16 protein-coding genes are annotated in these 13,966 nt (G+C 32.2%); 3 read left to right on the top strand and 13 right to left on the bottom strand.

The annotated features are described in order from the left end of the window. Nucleotide 1: 1 nt before the first annotated feature. The 13 genes from CFS60_RS00915 to CFS60_RS00855 form a co-directional block, all read right to left on the bottom strand. Nucleotides 2-1,474: a multicopper oxidase family protein gene (locus CFS60_RS00915; RefSeq protein WP_255387528.1), complete on the bottom strand. Its 1,473-nt coding sequence runs from the start codon at nucleotides 1,472-1,474 to the stop codon at nucleotides 2-4. A gap of 431 nt (nucleotides 1,475-1,905) precedes the next feature. Beyond that, on the bottom strand, nucleotides 1,906-2,217 hold the full coding sequence (locus CFS60_RS00905; protein WP_088808716.1) for a hypothetical protein: 312 nt from the start codon (nucleotides 2,215-2,217) through the stop codon (nucleotides 1,906-1,908). Between the two features lie 367 nt (nucleotides 2,218-2,584). Beyond that, nucleotides 2,585-2,806, bottom strand: coding sequence for a hypothetical protein (locus CFS60_RS00900; RefSeq protein WP_088808715.1), 222 nt, complete (start codon nucleotides 2,804-2,806; stop codon nucleotides 2,585-2,587). A gap of 94 nt (nucleotides 2,807-2,900) precedes the next feature. After that, nucleotides 2,901-3,560 carry a TipC family immunity protein gene (locus CFS60_RS00895; RefSeq protein WP_088838708.1) on the bottom strand — a complete coding sequence of 220 codons (660 nt, stop codon included), beginning with the start codon at nucleotides 3,558-3,560 and terminating at the stop codon, nucleotides 2,901-2,903. 4 nt (nucleotides 3,561-3,564) lie between these two features. Beyond that, nucleotides 3,565-4,656, bottom strand: coding sequence for a hypothetical protein (locus CFS60_RS00890; protein ID WP_088838707.1), 1,092 nt, complete (start codon nucleotides 4,654-4,656; stop codon nucleotides 3,565-3,567). 26 nt (nucleotides 4,657-4,682) lie between these two features. After that, the gene (locus tag CFS60_RS00885) at nucleotides 4,683-4,898 is read right to left on the bottom strand and encodes a DUF3173 domain-containing protein (RefSeq protein ID WP_088838706.1); all 216 of its coding nucleotides are present in this window, start codon (nucleotides 4,896-4,898) and stop codon (nucleotides 4,683-4,685) included. Next, on the bottom strand, nucleotides 4,891-6,093 hold the full coding sequence (locus CFS60_RS00880; protein ID WP_159458287.1) for a Rep family protein: 1,203 nt from the start codon (nucleotides 6,091-6,093) through the stop codon (nucleotides 4,891-4,893). The genes CFS60_RS00885 and CFS60_RS00880 overlap by 8 nt, the downstream gene beginning before the upstream one ends. 272 nt (nucleotides 6,094-6,365) lie before the next feature. After that, nucleotides 6,366-6,980, bottom strand: a complete 615-nt coding sequence (locus tag CFS60_RS00875; protein ID WP_088838704.1) for a hypothetical protein — start codon at nucleotides 6,978-6,980, stop codon at nucleotides 6,366-6,368. Further along, complete coding sequence (locus CFS60_RS14005) at nucleotides 6,977-7,426, bottom strand: hypothetical protein (protein ID WP_255387523.1); 450 nt, start codon at nucleotides 7,424-7,426, stop codon at nucleotides 6,977-6,979. The genes CFS60_RS00875 and CFS60_RS14005 overlap by 4 nt, the downstream gene beginning before the upstream one ends. Continuing rightward, nucleotides 7,423-8,046: a hypothetical protein gene (locus CFS60_RS14000; protein ID WP_255387521.1), complete on the bottom strand. Its 624-nt coding sequence runs from the start codon at nucleotides 8,044-8,046 to the stop codon at nucleotides 7,423-7,425. The genes CFS60_RS14005 and CFS60_RS14000 overlap by 4 nt, the downstream gene beginning before the upstream one ends. Continuing rightward, nucleotides 8,046-8,363: a hypothetical protein gene (locus tag CFS60_RS00865; protein ID WP_088838703.1), complete on the bottom strand. Its 318-nt coding sequence runs from the start codon at nucleotides 8,361-8,363 to the stop codon at nucleotides 8,046-8,048. The genes CFS60_RS14000 and CFS60_RS00865 overlap by 1 nt, the downstream gene beginning before the upstream one ends. Nucleotides 8,364-8,621: 258 nt before the next feature. Beyond that, complete coding sequence (locus CFS60_RS00860) at nucleotides 8,622-10,004, bottom strand: helix-turn-helix domain-containing protein (protein WP_088838702.1); 1,383 nt, start codon at nucleotides 10,002-10,004, stop codon at nucleotides 8,622-8,624. 381 nt (nucleotides 10,005-10,385) lie between these two features. Continuing rightward, complete coding sequence (locus tag CFS60_RS00855; RefSeq protein ID WP_088838701.1) at nucleotides 10,386-10,685, bottom strand: hypothetical protein; 300 nt, start codon at nucleotides 10,683-10,685, stop codon at nucleotides 10,386-10,388. 103 nt (nucleotides 10,686-10,788) lie between these two features. On the opposite strand from CFS60_RS00855, the gene CFS60_RS00850 reads away from it, so the two are divergent. The 3 genes from CFS60_RS00850 to CFS60_RS00840 all read left to right on the top strand — a co-directional run bounded on the left by CFS60_RS00850 (nucleotide 10,789) and on the right by CFS60_RS00840 (nucleotide 13,849). After that, entirely contained in the window at nucleotides 10,789-11,004 is a 216-nt protein-coding gene (locus tag CFS60_RS00850) for a helix-turn-helix domain-containing protein (protein ID WP_088838700.1), read from the top strand. A 218-nt stretch (nucleotides 11,005-11,222) separates the two neighbouring features. After that, nucleotides 11,223-12,191 (top strand): dsDNA nuclease domain-containing protein, encoded by a 969-nt coding sequence (locus tag CFS60_RS00845; protein WP_088838699.1) that lies wholly within the window; start codon nucleotides 11,223-11,225, stop codon nucleotides 12,189-12,191. Beyond that, nucleotides 12,188-13,849: a hypothetical protein gene (locus CFS60_RS00840; protein WP_088838698.1), complete on the top strand. Its 1,662-nt coding sequence runs from the start codon at nucleotides 12,188-12,190 to the stop codon at nucleotides 13,847-13,849. Before CFS60_RS00845 ends, CFS60_RS00840 begins: the two co-directional genes overlap by 4 nt. Nucleotides 13,850-13,966 lie beyond the last annotated feature (117 nt).

Raw genomic sequence — 13,966 nt, 5'->3', positions numbered from 1 at the left:
TCTACAGCACCTTGACTTGAGCCATCATACCGTTTTCCTCATGCTCAAGGTTATGACAATGATACATAAACACACCTTTTTGATTAAAGCGGATTTTTAGCTTGACCGATTCATTTGGCGCAATCACAACCGTATCTTTCAATCCCCGTTCATTGCCCATGGTAGCCCTTCCATTTCGGCTTACAATTTGAAATTGCGTACCGTGAATGTGAAATGGGTGATTCATATCCCCCATCATGCCACCTTCATTTGTCACCTCCCAAATGACTTCCGTACCTTGCTTCACTTCCTTGTCAATGCGATTCATATCAAATTTCTGCCCATCAATTGCGACCATATGCCCCATTCCAGAAAGCGTAATTTTGTCCACCTTCGCATCTTCAGTTTCCATAGGGGAATCAATTTGGTTAAGCACTTGTTGTGGGTTCTCGGTTCGAATAAGCGAATCCGCCACAATGAAACGTAAAACGGTTGCCCGACCGTCTTGTAACGCCACTTTCTTATTCCGTATTTTTGTAAAATCTAAAATAATTTCTGCTCGCTCACCAGGCGATAGTTTTAAATTTGTTAGCGACACTGGTTTCAAAAGAAGTCCACCATCAGTCGCGATTTGCGTGATTTTGGCACCATTTGAAAGGGCCAAGTTATACTCACGCGCGTTTGAACCGTTCACCATTCTAAGTCTAATTTTATCATACTTCACATCAAGATACGGACGGATAGTCCCATTGATGACTAAGCTTTCGCCTTGTGTCCCGTCGCTGTTTCGATCGTTCGCATAATCAAATTGGTTGTCTTCCGTAAAATTGCGGCCTTGTATAATCACTGGAAAGTCATTTTTCCCATAAGCTGAAGGAAGGTTTTTACTCTTTTGATTTTCATCATCAATATAAATTAAGCCGGCAAGGCCCTGATAGACTTGTTTTGCCGTGTTGCCTTCCGGATGAGGATGAAACCAGAGTGTCGCTGCATCTTGCTTCACAGTGAAGTTGACCTCTTTTTTACTATTTTCAGGAATGGTTTGGTGCGGCCCACCGTCTGAAACAGCAGGTACAACAAGCCCGTGCCAGTGGAAACTTGTTTCCTCGTTCAAACTATTTTTCGTTCGAAAGGTTACTTTTTGACCTTTCTCCAGCCGAATAACTGGACCTAAATAATTTCCATTATAACCAAGTGTCTTCGTTTTTTCACCTGTTTTTATGACTGATTCGCCAGTTTTTGCTTCAATATCATAAACGACCCTTTCATCATTAACCGTCGATGGCTCAAGTATATCCGGTATTTTCAGTGGCCGAGGCGCTTCATCTGGTTCTTCTTTTAAGGTAACAACTTTATCCTCCGCTCCCATATCCATATTGCAATGTTCATTTGGGGACATATTTTTATTCATCAGCCAAAAACCAATTAATAAAATACTTATCAGCAGTAAAACACCAATAACAATGCTCCAAATTAAACTTTTTTTCAATCTCACCCCTCCTTTATACATATAGGTTAGCAAAACTCTATGGAGAAAATATGGAGAATTTAGAATGCGCCTCCATATTTCCTCCACGTTATCATGGTATTGTATAAATGTAGTAAACAGCTTTTTGCTGTTTGCTGCCCCACCTAGTTACCAAAAGAGCGAACTGGCCTTGTCGCTTTTTTGGTTTTTTTTGTTAAAAAAAAGCAACAATCAAGTGGAAAACCATTTGATTGTTGCTTTTTTAATTATCTTCCAAAAACTCGTCGCGATAAGATGGATAGTTGCTAAAAAAGTATTTCGATACAATAAAATGTTCTGTTTCCTCGTAGTCTACTTTTTGAATTGTGTCCTCATGATTGAATAAAAAAATGGCAGCATCCGGACACGACTGAAGTGCACCGCGAAAGTTGGACTTCTTGACTGAATTCAATGTTAATTCAGAGCATATGATTGAAATATCCATTTAAATCATCATAACTTAGTTCAGACTCAACCACTTTACATGAAATTGCCTTAATTGTCATGATACCTTTCGGTGTATTGATTATGAATTCGGAAAATTCACTATGTATTTTTTCGTTAATTCCAGTTATTGTCATAGTACTTTCAATATTCATGGATTTAACTCCATAAAATAATATATCTATAGTAGTATTTAAATCTTCGACACTTCTGAGCAATAATGTATTTAATGATACACTATATTTCCAAATTCTAAATTTCCTTTTGTCAAAGTGATTTTTCAGCATTTTATTTCCTCCAAATAATCATACTATTTATTTTTGAACTTCAAGTATTGTCTAGGCGATTTTCCATCAAGTCGCAAAGATATTCGCTCATTATTATAGTCTAACATTTATGGACCACCTCAGACATTATAATAGGCGAATGTGTGGCGATAATAAATTGCGCCCCTTTCTTCGCTAAATTATTTATCGCCTGAAGCAAAGTTAGTTGGTGACAAAGCCGCTTCCGGTTCATCCAATAAATACACGCCATTTTCGGAAAAACGATTCAAAATGACTGCCATAAAAGCCTCACCATGCGATTGTTCATGAAGAGATACCCCGCCCCGTAAGAATCAATAATCGGATTCCCACCACCTTCTTTATCCAATTAATCTATCGTTGTAGCTAAATTATACAAGTTTTCTGCTCTTAAAAAGAAAGATTGATCTGCTCGTTTTATTCCCTTCACAACCCGAATTGCATCACTTAATTGGCTATGCGTTTCTTTCGTATAGAAAGTAAAATTTTTTGTACAGCTTTCTGGATTCAATCCGTAGTTAACCGCCATCGCTTCTAAATAAAGTCGATTTTCCCATGCCGTTTCCGCCAACAAAAAACGTTATATTTTTATCAAAAATAAGTTCTTCGGTCTTTTGAATTGAATGATTAAATATTTTGAACCTCATAACTTTTTCTTAACTATTTTAATATTTTTTCTTTATCTCAACTTCACCAAAATCATCTTGCGAAAATTGACTGTCATAAACAGAGCACCAATCCGTTAATAACCTGCTTCTTAGGAGGTCTTCTCCTAAATTTTCTATTTCTTCTAAACTTGTGCCCTTCTCTACGAAATATTTCTCTATATCTTCTTTATCTTTTGTAATGACTTGTTCGTCATCTAGTATAGTTATTCCTTTTGTTAATATTTTTGCTTTGACATCATAAATATAGCTAATCTCTGTAAATAAGTTATCTCCAAATTGATACATAATTACGATTGTCACCTTATCCTTTTTCGTAATATGTTGCTTGCTCTCTACCATATCCTCATTTATAAATGAAAAAATGTAGTACATATCTTTTACTCTCATTGGAAGCGAACTTTTCTCATACTTTTCATAAAATATTTGCTCTCCTATATTATCAGCACCAGCACGATTCCATTGCTCCATACCTTCCACTCTTGCTAAAGCAGCACCACCATTGCCAGGCATATCTAATGCCTCTCTTTCATCATAAAAAATCTCATCAAATATATTCTCTGCCTTGGTACTTTGTGTAATGTTTTTGGTCGAAACAAACGCCACAACTATCATTAATAATAGCACGACAATTGCTATGATTTTTGTTCTCTTTTCCATAAGTTCATTTTCCTTCTTCTGCATAAATTTTTAGTTCATTTAGATCGTTTTCTAAACTTTTTATAAAATTATATGATGCTGGAGATTTTTCCTTTAAGCTATTGAGCCTCTCAGATTCTGTCAGCACCCGTTCCGTGTTCTTGTAAGGAACATCATATCGTTCTTCAAATTTTGTCTGGTATGTTTCACCATTAATTGTATATTCAAAAACAGGCGTTTCCGATTTTAGTATTTCAGATTTGACATATTCAAAATCTACGTTGTCTTTAAAAGCCCCCGCCCTTGTATATTTCCCATTCTTAATATCACTATAATATTGATTAGAAGCTGTTTCATAACTTATCTTTTTGTTATCCATCAAATGAAGTATATTCACTGCATCCAAATCGGCTTTATAATCATCATTCCCTAAGATTGCTTTCATTCCTGCCGCTTGCGATGTCGCATCCCCTCTCCATCCTGATAATTCATTAACAAACTCATGATTAAATCCTTTTCCATGAATTAGCCCTACACCATTCGCTAATCTAAAATAATTATCATTTAGATTGCTAGCCATCGTTATCATTTGATGTGTATAGTCGGCTTTGCCCGAATACTTCTTATAAGAATTCCATAACTCTTCAAATTTTTCATCAGATAAAGACCCAAAATACTTTTCAAAGTGTGTTTTTTCTGTTTGATATATATAACTATCTTTTTCTAGTTTTGTGTCTACCTTCCCAGAAAAATAATTTTGTATTATGAGTTCAACACGTAAGCTTTTAATCTCCTCATCCTTTAGACCTAGTTCTTTCATAATTTCTTCGATACTTTTCGTTGTGACCTCAATGTTTCCATCATCTTTCACCTTATATGTAGAGAAATAAAAGTCGAGGTTCCCCGCTGTTTGGTCCCAAGTGAATCCCTCGTACGAGATTGAACCTAAAATTCGAAACAAAAAATAATCTTTTCGTTGTTGAGAGAAATGAGGGAACTTTTTATCTAATCCTTCTTTTAATGTATAAATTTGTTTAGCTGTTTCTTCATCAAATCCAAATTGCTCTTGCAAAGCAAGGAGAAACTCATGTTTTGATTTTCCTGCTAAATCACGCATGTCCCACTTATCATGTATACTTTGTTTTAGGCATTTAGTTTCTCTCCTCTAAGAGAAACACCAATAATTTCTTCTACCACATTTCTTGGTACATAACTTAATCGCTTGTTTTGATAAAACGGATATCCTCTTTGTACCATAATTTGCTTTGCTTGTCGAATAATTGTAGAAGCGGTATGTGGTCTATAGCATAATTCGATTAAATCATTTTTTGAAACTGTATTTATAGTAAGCTTATTCATTTTTCAAATTACTCCTTTCTTTATTATCAAAAAGATCATTAAACTTTTGGTAGATTGCTTTTCCATTATGAACATTATGTTGTTTCAGGGTAGCCACTAAATTATTTTTCTGTTTTGTTTCTAGAACAGGTATATAGGTTTGTAAAGAGAAATTGTATTCTTGCATTTCAAAGTAATCTAGTGTCATAAATTGAACAAATGTAATTCTTCGTTGAAGCTGCTTGAAGGAGTCTATTGTTTTTTTGCATCCGAAAATTTCATCATAAAATTGTTTTGGACTGTAAGGAGAAGTGATGATAAACAGGTCAACCATAAGAGATTTATCAAAAAATCGACTAGGTGCTTTAGGATTTTCTCCATAAGGATCAAGCATTTTTAATAAATCATCATAAGGAAAAGTTTTTGGTCTCAATTCATCTAAAATGACTATGTGTTCTCCTTCATAATGTTGAAAACTGTCTTTTGATGAACCTGTAATAAAATAGTTTTTTTGTTCGGCCGAAGCATATTTTTTCGCTAAAACTGTTTTACCAGTTTCCGAATTTCCATAAATCCATATTACTGTAATGGGCTCTCCACTGTTTTTTCGATTAGTAAGCCAAATTTTCGCCTTTTCTGCCTGTACTTGTTGATGAACATCATTAATTTGCTTTTTTGCTTTAGCAAATTGTGAACCTGTTAAATTTGAAATTACTTCTTCTTTGGATAATTCTCCAGTTCCTAAACGGTCGAGGAAATCTCTAATGATTTCATTATCTTTTATCAGCCCTCTTTGTGTTACCTTTTTTGAAATAGTATTCATTAAAGCAGGATAATCAAAATTCGCTTTGACTTCCTCTATGGCGTATTGATATTTTTCTTGCGCTTCATTTGTTCGGTGAATCAAGTAAGAATAAGCATTGTTAACATTTCCTCGCCATTGTTGGAAGGAAGATACCTGTGGTTCATTGATAAGCTTTGCTAGTTTTTCTAAACTTCTTGGATTTTTAAACTGTAGGACAACATGGACGTGTTTTTCAATTGGTTCTCCGTTTTCGTTCGTATCTTTGTCATGTATGATTCCTGCAATTTTCACAGGCTGTAATTGGTTTATTAAGGTTTTAAAAATACTGGTGATTGTTTTTCGTTTAATTGATTTTGGTAGATGTTGTAATTGTTGTTCATACATCACATTCACTGCTCTTAGTGTAGCCATCTGACAAGCTCCTTTCATGTCTAACTTGGTCAAACTTTATAAGGTTTTAGTTGAATTTTGACAAGTTCAAATTTTTGTTAAAAAAGCTCATATAGTCTGGTATAATTCAAATTTTTCGAATTTTTGACAATTTTATATGCGGTGGTATAACAAGCCCTACCACCGCATTAATTGTAGGTTTTGATTGAAATTTGGCTATGAAACATAAAAATTAATTTATCGTGGTGTTTGTGGTGCTTCTTTGCTTTCGTTCCGAGCAAAAGCACCACGAATTAACTTCGTTTTGTGCCGATTAGCCATAAACTGAATTTTTTGCGCTCAAAGGTTGAGATAATGTAATCTGAATATAAACTTGCTGCATGTTCCTTTATTTGCTCTTCATGCTCTTTCAATATTTTTTGTGCCTGTGCCTCTTTGGGAACTTTGATAAATAGTTTTAACTGATCTTGGGTTAAATCAAGTACAGATTTTCTAACTGCTTGATTAAATCGAGTAACTGAACTGTTTTCTATTTGCAACTTCACATTTGCCTGATTATTTGCTCTAGGAAGTTGTTGAGTTTGTTTCAAAAAACGTCTAAAACGTAACGTACCAATGTAGGATTCTCCTAAATTGAGTAAAGAATCGTTTCTAAGTCGGTTAATGATTTCTGGAAATAACAAAACTATTAACAAGATAGGTGCGGCTATACTAATCAATTGAAACAAAGCTATTATTTTTTCAAATATGCTAGAAATGAGTTGAGAAACTGGAAGGAGACTGGAATCATTTTCTGCATATCTTTGTATGGCTTTAAATAGCAATAAAAAGGCAATTGAACTAATAAAGATTGTTCCTAGAACTTGCGTAAAATTGTAGACTTTAATAAAATATGATTTTTTTATCATAAAATCCCTCTTTCTGTATAAAATGTTGGAGTTAGAAGTGGTAGCACTTGATATGGATGTTCGCTATCTATCACCTGTATTAGTCCTGTACCTTTCCCTATAGGTATAACAATTCCCTCAGGGTTTAAATCAGGAAAAAGAAATTGTGTCGTTTTGCTACTGATATTGCCAATTTGAACCAATACATTTGCTTGTTCCCGTACACTTACTGGTACAGCATTAAAGTCAAATCGTTGTGAGACTAAAATTAAGTGACAGCTAGTTGCACGCCCTAATAAAGCGATCGTGCTGAGCAATGACATGAAAGAATCTTTGATTTGTTTATTTACTCCTTCAGAGAGTGCTAAAACTTCGTCAATCACTATTGTTAAATGTTCAAATTCATGTGTAGAATCTTTATATAAGGCTTCTTGTCTTTCATAAATCGTATTTAATACAGAGCTCATTGCGTCATTGACTTGACTAACAAAGTCACTTTTTGAGCGATTCTTTTCAGGATGAATGACCAATAAATCATGATTTTTGCCCATCTTGAAGGACTGTCAAATTTTGGATCAATAATGATTAGCTTGGATATTGTGTTTAACATTTCAAGAAGATACGTTAGAAAATAAGATTTTCCACTCCCAGAATTTCCAGCAATCACAATGCTTGTAACTTTTTTATAGTCAATACCTAAATTTTTCATGATAGGGATTTGATGATCTTTATCTCTATTAGCATATTCTGCTAAATTGGAGACAATCAGTCGTTCACTGATACCTTTAAAACATGGGAAGAATAAAGCTCTTTGTGTATGAATATCTTCTGTATCAAGCGGCATAAAATAAGCTGAATTTTGCTTTAACAAGGTATATCTTGGGTAAAGACTGGCATTGGCGATAATGAAAATCTTTTGATAAAGTTCATCATCAATCAGATAACCCGCAGGGGTTCGGGGAACGAATAAGAATCCGTCCTCCTGAACCTCTACAAAAAAAGAACTTGTATAAGTTGATTCTCCATTCATAGATAGAGCCATGTTCAAACTTTGATTTAAATACTTTTCAATAGCAATGTTCTCCATTACTTAATTACCTTGAATCCGTCAGCTTTGAAATAGACGTTATTCCGAATCTCAATACCCTGTAAATTATCAAATTCCACTAAAGATAGAAAAGGTGGTAAGATTGCTTCCTTTTCAAATTTCACACTAAATGAATTTAAACCTTTTTGGACGAACCAAAGCTTGTAGCCTTTGATATTTTCAGTACGTTGTTTGTCTACATATTCATACTGCGTTTCAATAAATGAAGTAGTACATTGCGTAGGTACATCTGCTACTATAAATTTTCGAGCTGTAGCTTCTGAATATTGATTTGATTGTGTAAATGATGTTCTCATGGATAAAATCCTCCTAATTTTTGCTGATTTTTATGAAAACAAAGAATTTGCAACTTCTTTGTTTGTAGGCTGAATGAATTGCGAGTCATTCAAAAGTTATACCAAAGTTTTGTGCACTGAGCTTTGATATATTCATCTTAGAGGATTACTTGCGAAATTAGTTGTTAAGCTGGTTGTTAATTTTCGTCTATTCCAACAACTAAACGAACAACTGAAATTTGAAGCATAAAAAAAGAGCATTTCTGCTCTTTTTTGTTATTATTTAGCAAACGCTAATAAATCTTCTTCTGTTAAAAATAATAGTAAGTTGTTTTGAATATGGATAAAATTTTCTATAGCGAGAAGAATATCTTCGTTTAATATTTCCTGTAATCTATGAATGACTTGACTATTGTTTGTGAAATAGCCGGGAATGATTTGATTGTTAAAATGTGTATCTTCATACCATTGTTGAAAAGCTTCATTCATTTCTTCTTTAGAATTAAAGTCAGATGTTTTTAATACTGGGCTTTCCTCGAAAGTGGGTCTATAATTGCGAGTTGTTCCATTATTTCTTGAAGAAATGACGCGTGCAATTACTCTATCAATATCTTCCTCCTTTGTGAATGTAACTTCTGGGACTTCTTCAAAAATTACACCATACTTAGAAAATTTTTCAGATAACTTATCATCTGGGAGTTCTCCGTTTTGCATCATTTTAAACGCTAACGAAATAAGTTCGTTTTTTTCAGCACGTTCTTCTTCTGATAAGGGATTTTCACTGAATTTCTCGTAAGTATCAAAGGTCAAGTTTATATGCTCAGATCGTGTTGTTTTGACGGGTACAGTTGTTTGAAATGATTCTGATAAATCTTCTTCTAAAAATTCCTGAATGAGTTGTTTGACTAATAATCCAAGTTTAAAAATTGTATTGTCTTTTAGCTTTTTTACAACGCTGGGAACTATATCTTTGTTGAATTGCTTATTAATCCATTGGTTGACTTTTGCGTTAATTGTTGAAAAATTAAAATCATCAAAGATTGTATCTATAACTTCTACTTGAAACGAAGAGATACATTTTTCTTTGCACATTAACCACATTTTTTCTGTGATATCCCAGCGGTCAATGACAGTATCATCATTGATAGGTTTCGATCTAAAATCTCTTTCGATATTTATAAACTTTCCTTGAAACATGAATTGTCTATCTAATTCTTTATTTACAGAATCCATATAACTTTCGTCAGATTTCAAAAAATTGTATCGCTGTAAATTATATTCCGCAAACATTTCGGCTAGTGATAAGACAGCATTTTGAGAAGCAACATTCATCTTATCTACATCTGCATATAATTCTGAGTGTATGGCTAAATCTTTTAGTCGAATGGTAAAAAACAGTTTGTCGAACAGTTCTCCTAGAGTTTTTTCCCATTCGACATCATTTCCAAAGATGAGTTCTTGGGGAGATACTTCAAATACATTTACATAATTTTGTAAAACTGTTTCTGTAATGAAATTTCCACTTTTAGGACAATCCCCTTTTTCAATTCGGCTGATGGCTGCTTTATCAGATATGTATTCCATAGTAAATCCGTTACTTACACGTAACTTTTTGCATCTATCGGAAATTTGAGGAATTAACAATGTTTCTAAATCAATCATATTTACACCAACTTTAAATATATTATAATTTATTATTATACACGCGAACGTGCGTTCTTTCAATAATTTAGTTTTAGTTAGCGAAAAAAGGACACTAAAATTTTGAAACTATGCATATGACAAAAATTATGATTAAATAAATGCAATAACACTATAAAAGAAGTCAACAGCCACTATGTTCTCCTAACGTCGCTGTTGACTTCTTTTATTGGTCATGTCGTTTTGTGGGAGCCCCGAAGAACTCACAAAATAGCTAATACTTAAGCAGGTTCTCAGGACGTTTTAGTGTAACATGACCACCGTTTGCAGAAACAGATGATCTAATCGTTGTAAAAATACAATTCTTGCCCCTCTAAATCTAGCAAAATAGGTGATGAAAAATTAAACATGTATTTTTTCTTTGGTTCTTAATTCGTCCATTTGTTTTTCAAGGGTATTCATGTGTTTCAAAAAATTTTCAAAGAAGAGACTGAAAATTTGCGCATTGGCACTGTATTCTAGGATAATTTTCTTTTTATTTAAAGGAACTTGTTTACAACTAAAAAACTTATCTAATAAATCTAAAACATTTCCCCATGATTGTAATTGTTCCAACGTATCTTTCATTTTATAAATATCTTGATGTGTAATCGCTTTAATTGGTTGCTTCTTTTTTGTGAGTATTTTGGTTTCTGTTTTCATCTTTGAGCTCTCCTTTTATACTAGTTCCCTTAATTTCATCTGCATTACAGATAAAAAGCAATATCTTTATTACAGATATCTATAATAAGTGTAGGTGATGAAGATGAAATATAAGAATATTCGTTCAATAAGAGAAGACAATGATGTAACTCAACAGCAAATGGCTGAACTATTAAACGTTTCTCAAAATACTTATTCTCAATATGAAACTGGAAAGATTGAATGGACAGCCAGCACATTAATTAAAATAGCTGATTATTTTGATGTCAGTGTGGATTATCTTTTGGATAGAACTAAAAACAAGGAAATACTAAAATAGAAAAATTTGAAGTTAAACTATCCCACGAGTAGATATTTTGGAATGATGAAATTTTTGGTTATTTGGCAATAAATAGTTTAGATTGATGAGATTAAACTAATTATTTTTATTTATAAATTATAATTTACTTTAAGTTATTGCTTGTTTATAATTGATTTTGAGTACTGTTAGAATAGTTTACTCTAAACTTATAATTAACTTTGTAATGGGGGGATATAATGAGTAATGTTGATAATGGAGGAGCTATTGCTATCAAAGGTTTTAATTATCAAAAAGCTTCTATAATACTTGTGATGATTAATAATTATGAAAAAAATAACTTTAAAGTAATTCCCGAATCAAGTGAAGATTTTGAGATTAGTTTTGCAGATATGCATTTTTTTATTCAAGTAAAAGGAACTAAAAAACTATCTATCCCTAATTTGACAAAAAGAATTAAGAAACCCTCAGGACAGATTACACCATCTATTATTGAGAAAAATTTAGTACCTGGAAATGATGAAGATAGAAGAAAAATATTTCTTTGGGATTTAGTAGAAACAACAAAAAGAGAATTAGTTAGTCAAGGTGGAACACTAGTTTCTCCTTTATACTGTTTATCTAATGAGCAACAGCAAATTGTAGAGCAATCATTGGAGTTGGATGAGCACCAAAAAAAGAGATTATATAATCAAAAGATATACATTACTCCATTTTCAAATGACTTGAATTTGGCTTTAACAATGTTAAAAGGCGAGATGGTTAATAAAAACTTACTAGTGACTAATGATAGAGCAAGAGTTGTGTTAGGTGAACTCTCATTAGAAATAGACCAAAAAAGTGAGATACCAGTATCTAATGAGAATGATGTGAAAAGAAAAGAAATTAGTGGAGAGTATTTAAAAAAGGTATTTGTAACTGTACAGCAAAAAGAATTGTTTGATCAAGTTTTGAATAATTTATCAGTTAATTCAATTGTGAAAAGCAATGTAGCAAAAATAAAATTACGAATACCGTTACTATATCGAACTTTAAAAGAGCAACTAAAGGAAAAAGTAAGTTTTGATTTGATTATGGATAAGAGTGACGAGGATGCAATTAATTACCTCAGAGATTTACTAATAAGTATAGAAACAGAAATCAGTACAGAATTATCCATTGCTTTGGCAATAGATTGCTTTTGTGAGATAGGAGAACAGTATTTATGATAATAAAGTCCTTTTCAATAGTAGACTTTAAAAATAAAGAAGCTCAAAATTTTTGTTTTGAAAGTAAAACTAATCTAATAGTCAGTAGAAGCAATACTCAGGGAAAATCAAGTCTTTTAAAATCAATGTATTTTACTTTAGGATTTGATGTTAGACAATTCCCTAGTGGTTGGGACATTAATGATATGTATTTCCAGATGGAAGTGAGAATAGCTGACTCTGACTATACTATTACTAGGCAAAAAGATATTTATAGAGTGAGCGATGAAGTTGACTCCATTAGTGTAAAAGAATACTCTGAGTGGTTACAAAAGAAACTCAATATTAATATGAAATTAGCCAATGTTTATACAAAAAAATTAAGCAATGTATACTCATCTGCATTTATTTTACCATTTTATATTGATCAAGATGATTCTTGGGATGGAGGAATGTATAAAAGAGTATCAGATACATTAAATCAATATAGTGGGATTCCTAAAAATATTTTTGAAAGTGTACTTTCTCTTTCTGATATCGAAATTGATGAATTGCAAAACACTCTGACTAATTCTAGAAAAGAAAAGAATACAGCGGAGTCTATAATTAATAATTTTTTTAAGATTGTTGAAGAATACAAAGAAGAAAATGAAAATATAGATGGAGTAACAAGGATTGATAAAGAAGCGCTAAAAAAAGAAATTGATCGTTACCTTCGCTTGGTAAATGATTTTAATGAAGAAGCAACCGATTATAAAGTAAAATTGCTAAATAAGCAAGAAATATTAGATATGCAAAAGCAAGAATTTTCTGAGTTAGAGCAACTTTTAAAGATGAATAGAAAAAGATATAATTCTATCAAAACAGAGTGTAAATTTTGTCATTCTCAATTAACTGTAGAGCAATCATTAACTCGTCTTGATTTGTCAAACAACGAATTTGAAATTTCACTTTTGAAAGATGAAGTTCAAAAAGAAATTCAAAAGTTAACTGGTGAAATTAAAGATTTTAAATTGAAACAAATTATAGTTGAGCGTAAAGTGGATGAAATCAATTCAAAAATCCAAAAATCAAAAGAGTTATTAACAATCGATGATTACGTAAAGGTTACTGCTAAAAAAGAAGCTATTAATGAAATGGAAAATCTAATTGAAAAACAGATTTTAATGAAACATAGATTGGAAGAAACAATTAAGGTACTAATCAAAAAAATTAAAGAGTTAAAGAGCGAAAAAAGAGAGTTAAGAATGTCGCTTGAAAAAGATTATGATATTCAAATCTCTCATGTAAAAAGTATTTTGACTGGTGTCAATCTGAATGAATTAAAATTTCTTGAATTTAAAAAAATTGAAGGTAGTGGGATGAACAAAAATAAGAAGTATCTGGCTTATTATTTAGTGTATTTCAATCTAGTAAAGAAATATGGTTCTTATAAAATACCATTTTGTATAGATTCATTTATAAAAAATGAAATAGCAGGAGATAATGCTATTGAGATGTTTGGTGCTGTTGAAAATTATTTTTTTGATGATAACATTCAATCATTTTTTTCGATTGTTTCAGATAACCTTAAGCATTTAAAACATGAGAAAGATTATAACAAGGTAGTAGTGTCTGGTAAATTACTGTCAAAAGATAGGTATGATGATATCAGTTTGAAATTCAATTTTGAAGTTTAGCCCCCTGAACTCTCCATCAAGAATTAATAATTAAAAGAATACGCAAAATCAAACCCTGCTAAGAAAAAATCTTGGCAGGGTTTTTGGCAGGGAACTATTCAAATTTAAGTGTTTTTT

The sequence above is a fragment of the Listeria sp. ILCC792 genome (assembly GCF_900186135.1).
GTDB classification, from domain to species: Bacteria; Bacillota; Bacilli; order Lactobacillales; family Listeriaceae; genus Listeria; species Listeria goaensis.
This window is presented reverse-complemented; position numbering and strand designations above follow the sequence as displayed.

Excerpts from the sequence above, each read along its gene's own strand:
- CFS60_RS00905 (WP_088808716.1), bottom strand. The coding sequence starts at position 2,217 with ATGCTGAAAAATCACTTTGACAAAAGGAAATTTAGAATTTGGAAATAT.
- CFS60_RS00895 (WP_088838708.1), bottom strand. The coding sequence starts at position 3,560 with ATGGAAAAGAGAACAAAAATCATAGCAATTGTCGTGCTATTATTAATG.
- CFS60_RS00890 (WP_088838707.1), bottom strand. The coding sequence starts at position 4,656 with ATGCGTGATTTAGCAGGAAAATCAAAACATGAGTTTCTCCTTGCTTTG.
- CFS60_RS00885 (WP_088838706.1), bottom strand. The coding sequence starts at position 4,898 with ATGAATAAGCTTACTATAAATACAGTTTCAAAAAATGATTTAATCGAA.
- CFS60_RS00880 (WP_159458287.1), bottom strand. The coding sequence starts at position 6,093 with ATGGCTACACTAAGAGCAGTGAATGTGATGTATGAACAACAATTACAA.
- CFS60_RS00875 (WP_088838704.1), bottom strand. The coding sequence starts at position 6,980 with ATGATAAAAAAATCATATTTTATTAAAGTCTACAATTTTACGCAAGTT.
- CFS60_RS14005 (WP_255387523.1), bottom strand. The coding sequence starts at position 7,426 with ATGAGCTCTGTATTAAATACGATTTATGAAAGACAAGAAGCCTTATAT.
- CFS60_RS14000 (WP_255387521.1), bottom strand. The coding sequence starts at position 8,046 with ATGGAGAACATTGCTATTGAAAAGTATTTAAATCAAAGTTTGAACATG.
- CFS60_RS00865 (WP_088838703.1), bottom strand. The coding sequence starts at position 8,363 with ATGAGAACATCATTTACACAATCAAATCAATATTCAGAAGCTACAGCT.
- CFS60_RS00860 (WP_088838702.1), bottom strand. The coding sequence starts at position 10,004 with ATGATTGATTTAGAAACATTGTTAATTCCTCAAATTTCCGATAGATGC.
- CFS60_RS00855 (WP_088838701.1), bottom strand. The coding sequence starts at position 10,685 with ATGAAAACAGAAACCAAAATACTCACAAAAAAGAAGCAACCAATTAAA.
- CFS60_RS00850 (WP_088838700.1), top strand. The coding sequence starts at position 10,789 with ATGAAATATAAGAATATTCGTTCAATAAGAGAAGACAATGATGTAACT.
- CFS60_RS00845 (WP_088838699.1), top strand. The coding sequence starts at position 11,223 with ATGAGTAATGTTGATAATGGAGGAGCTATTGCTATCAAAGGTTTTAAT.
- CFS60_RS00840 (WP_088838698.1), top strand. The coding sequence starts at position 12,188 with ATGATAATAAAGTCCTTTTCAATAGTAGACTTTAAAAATAAAGAAGCT.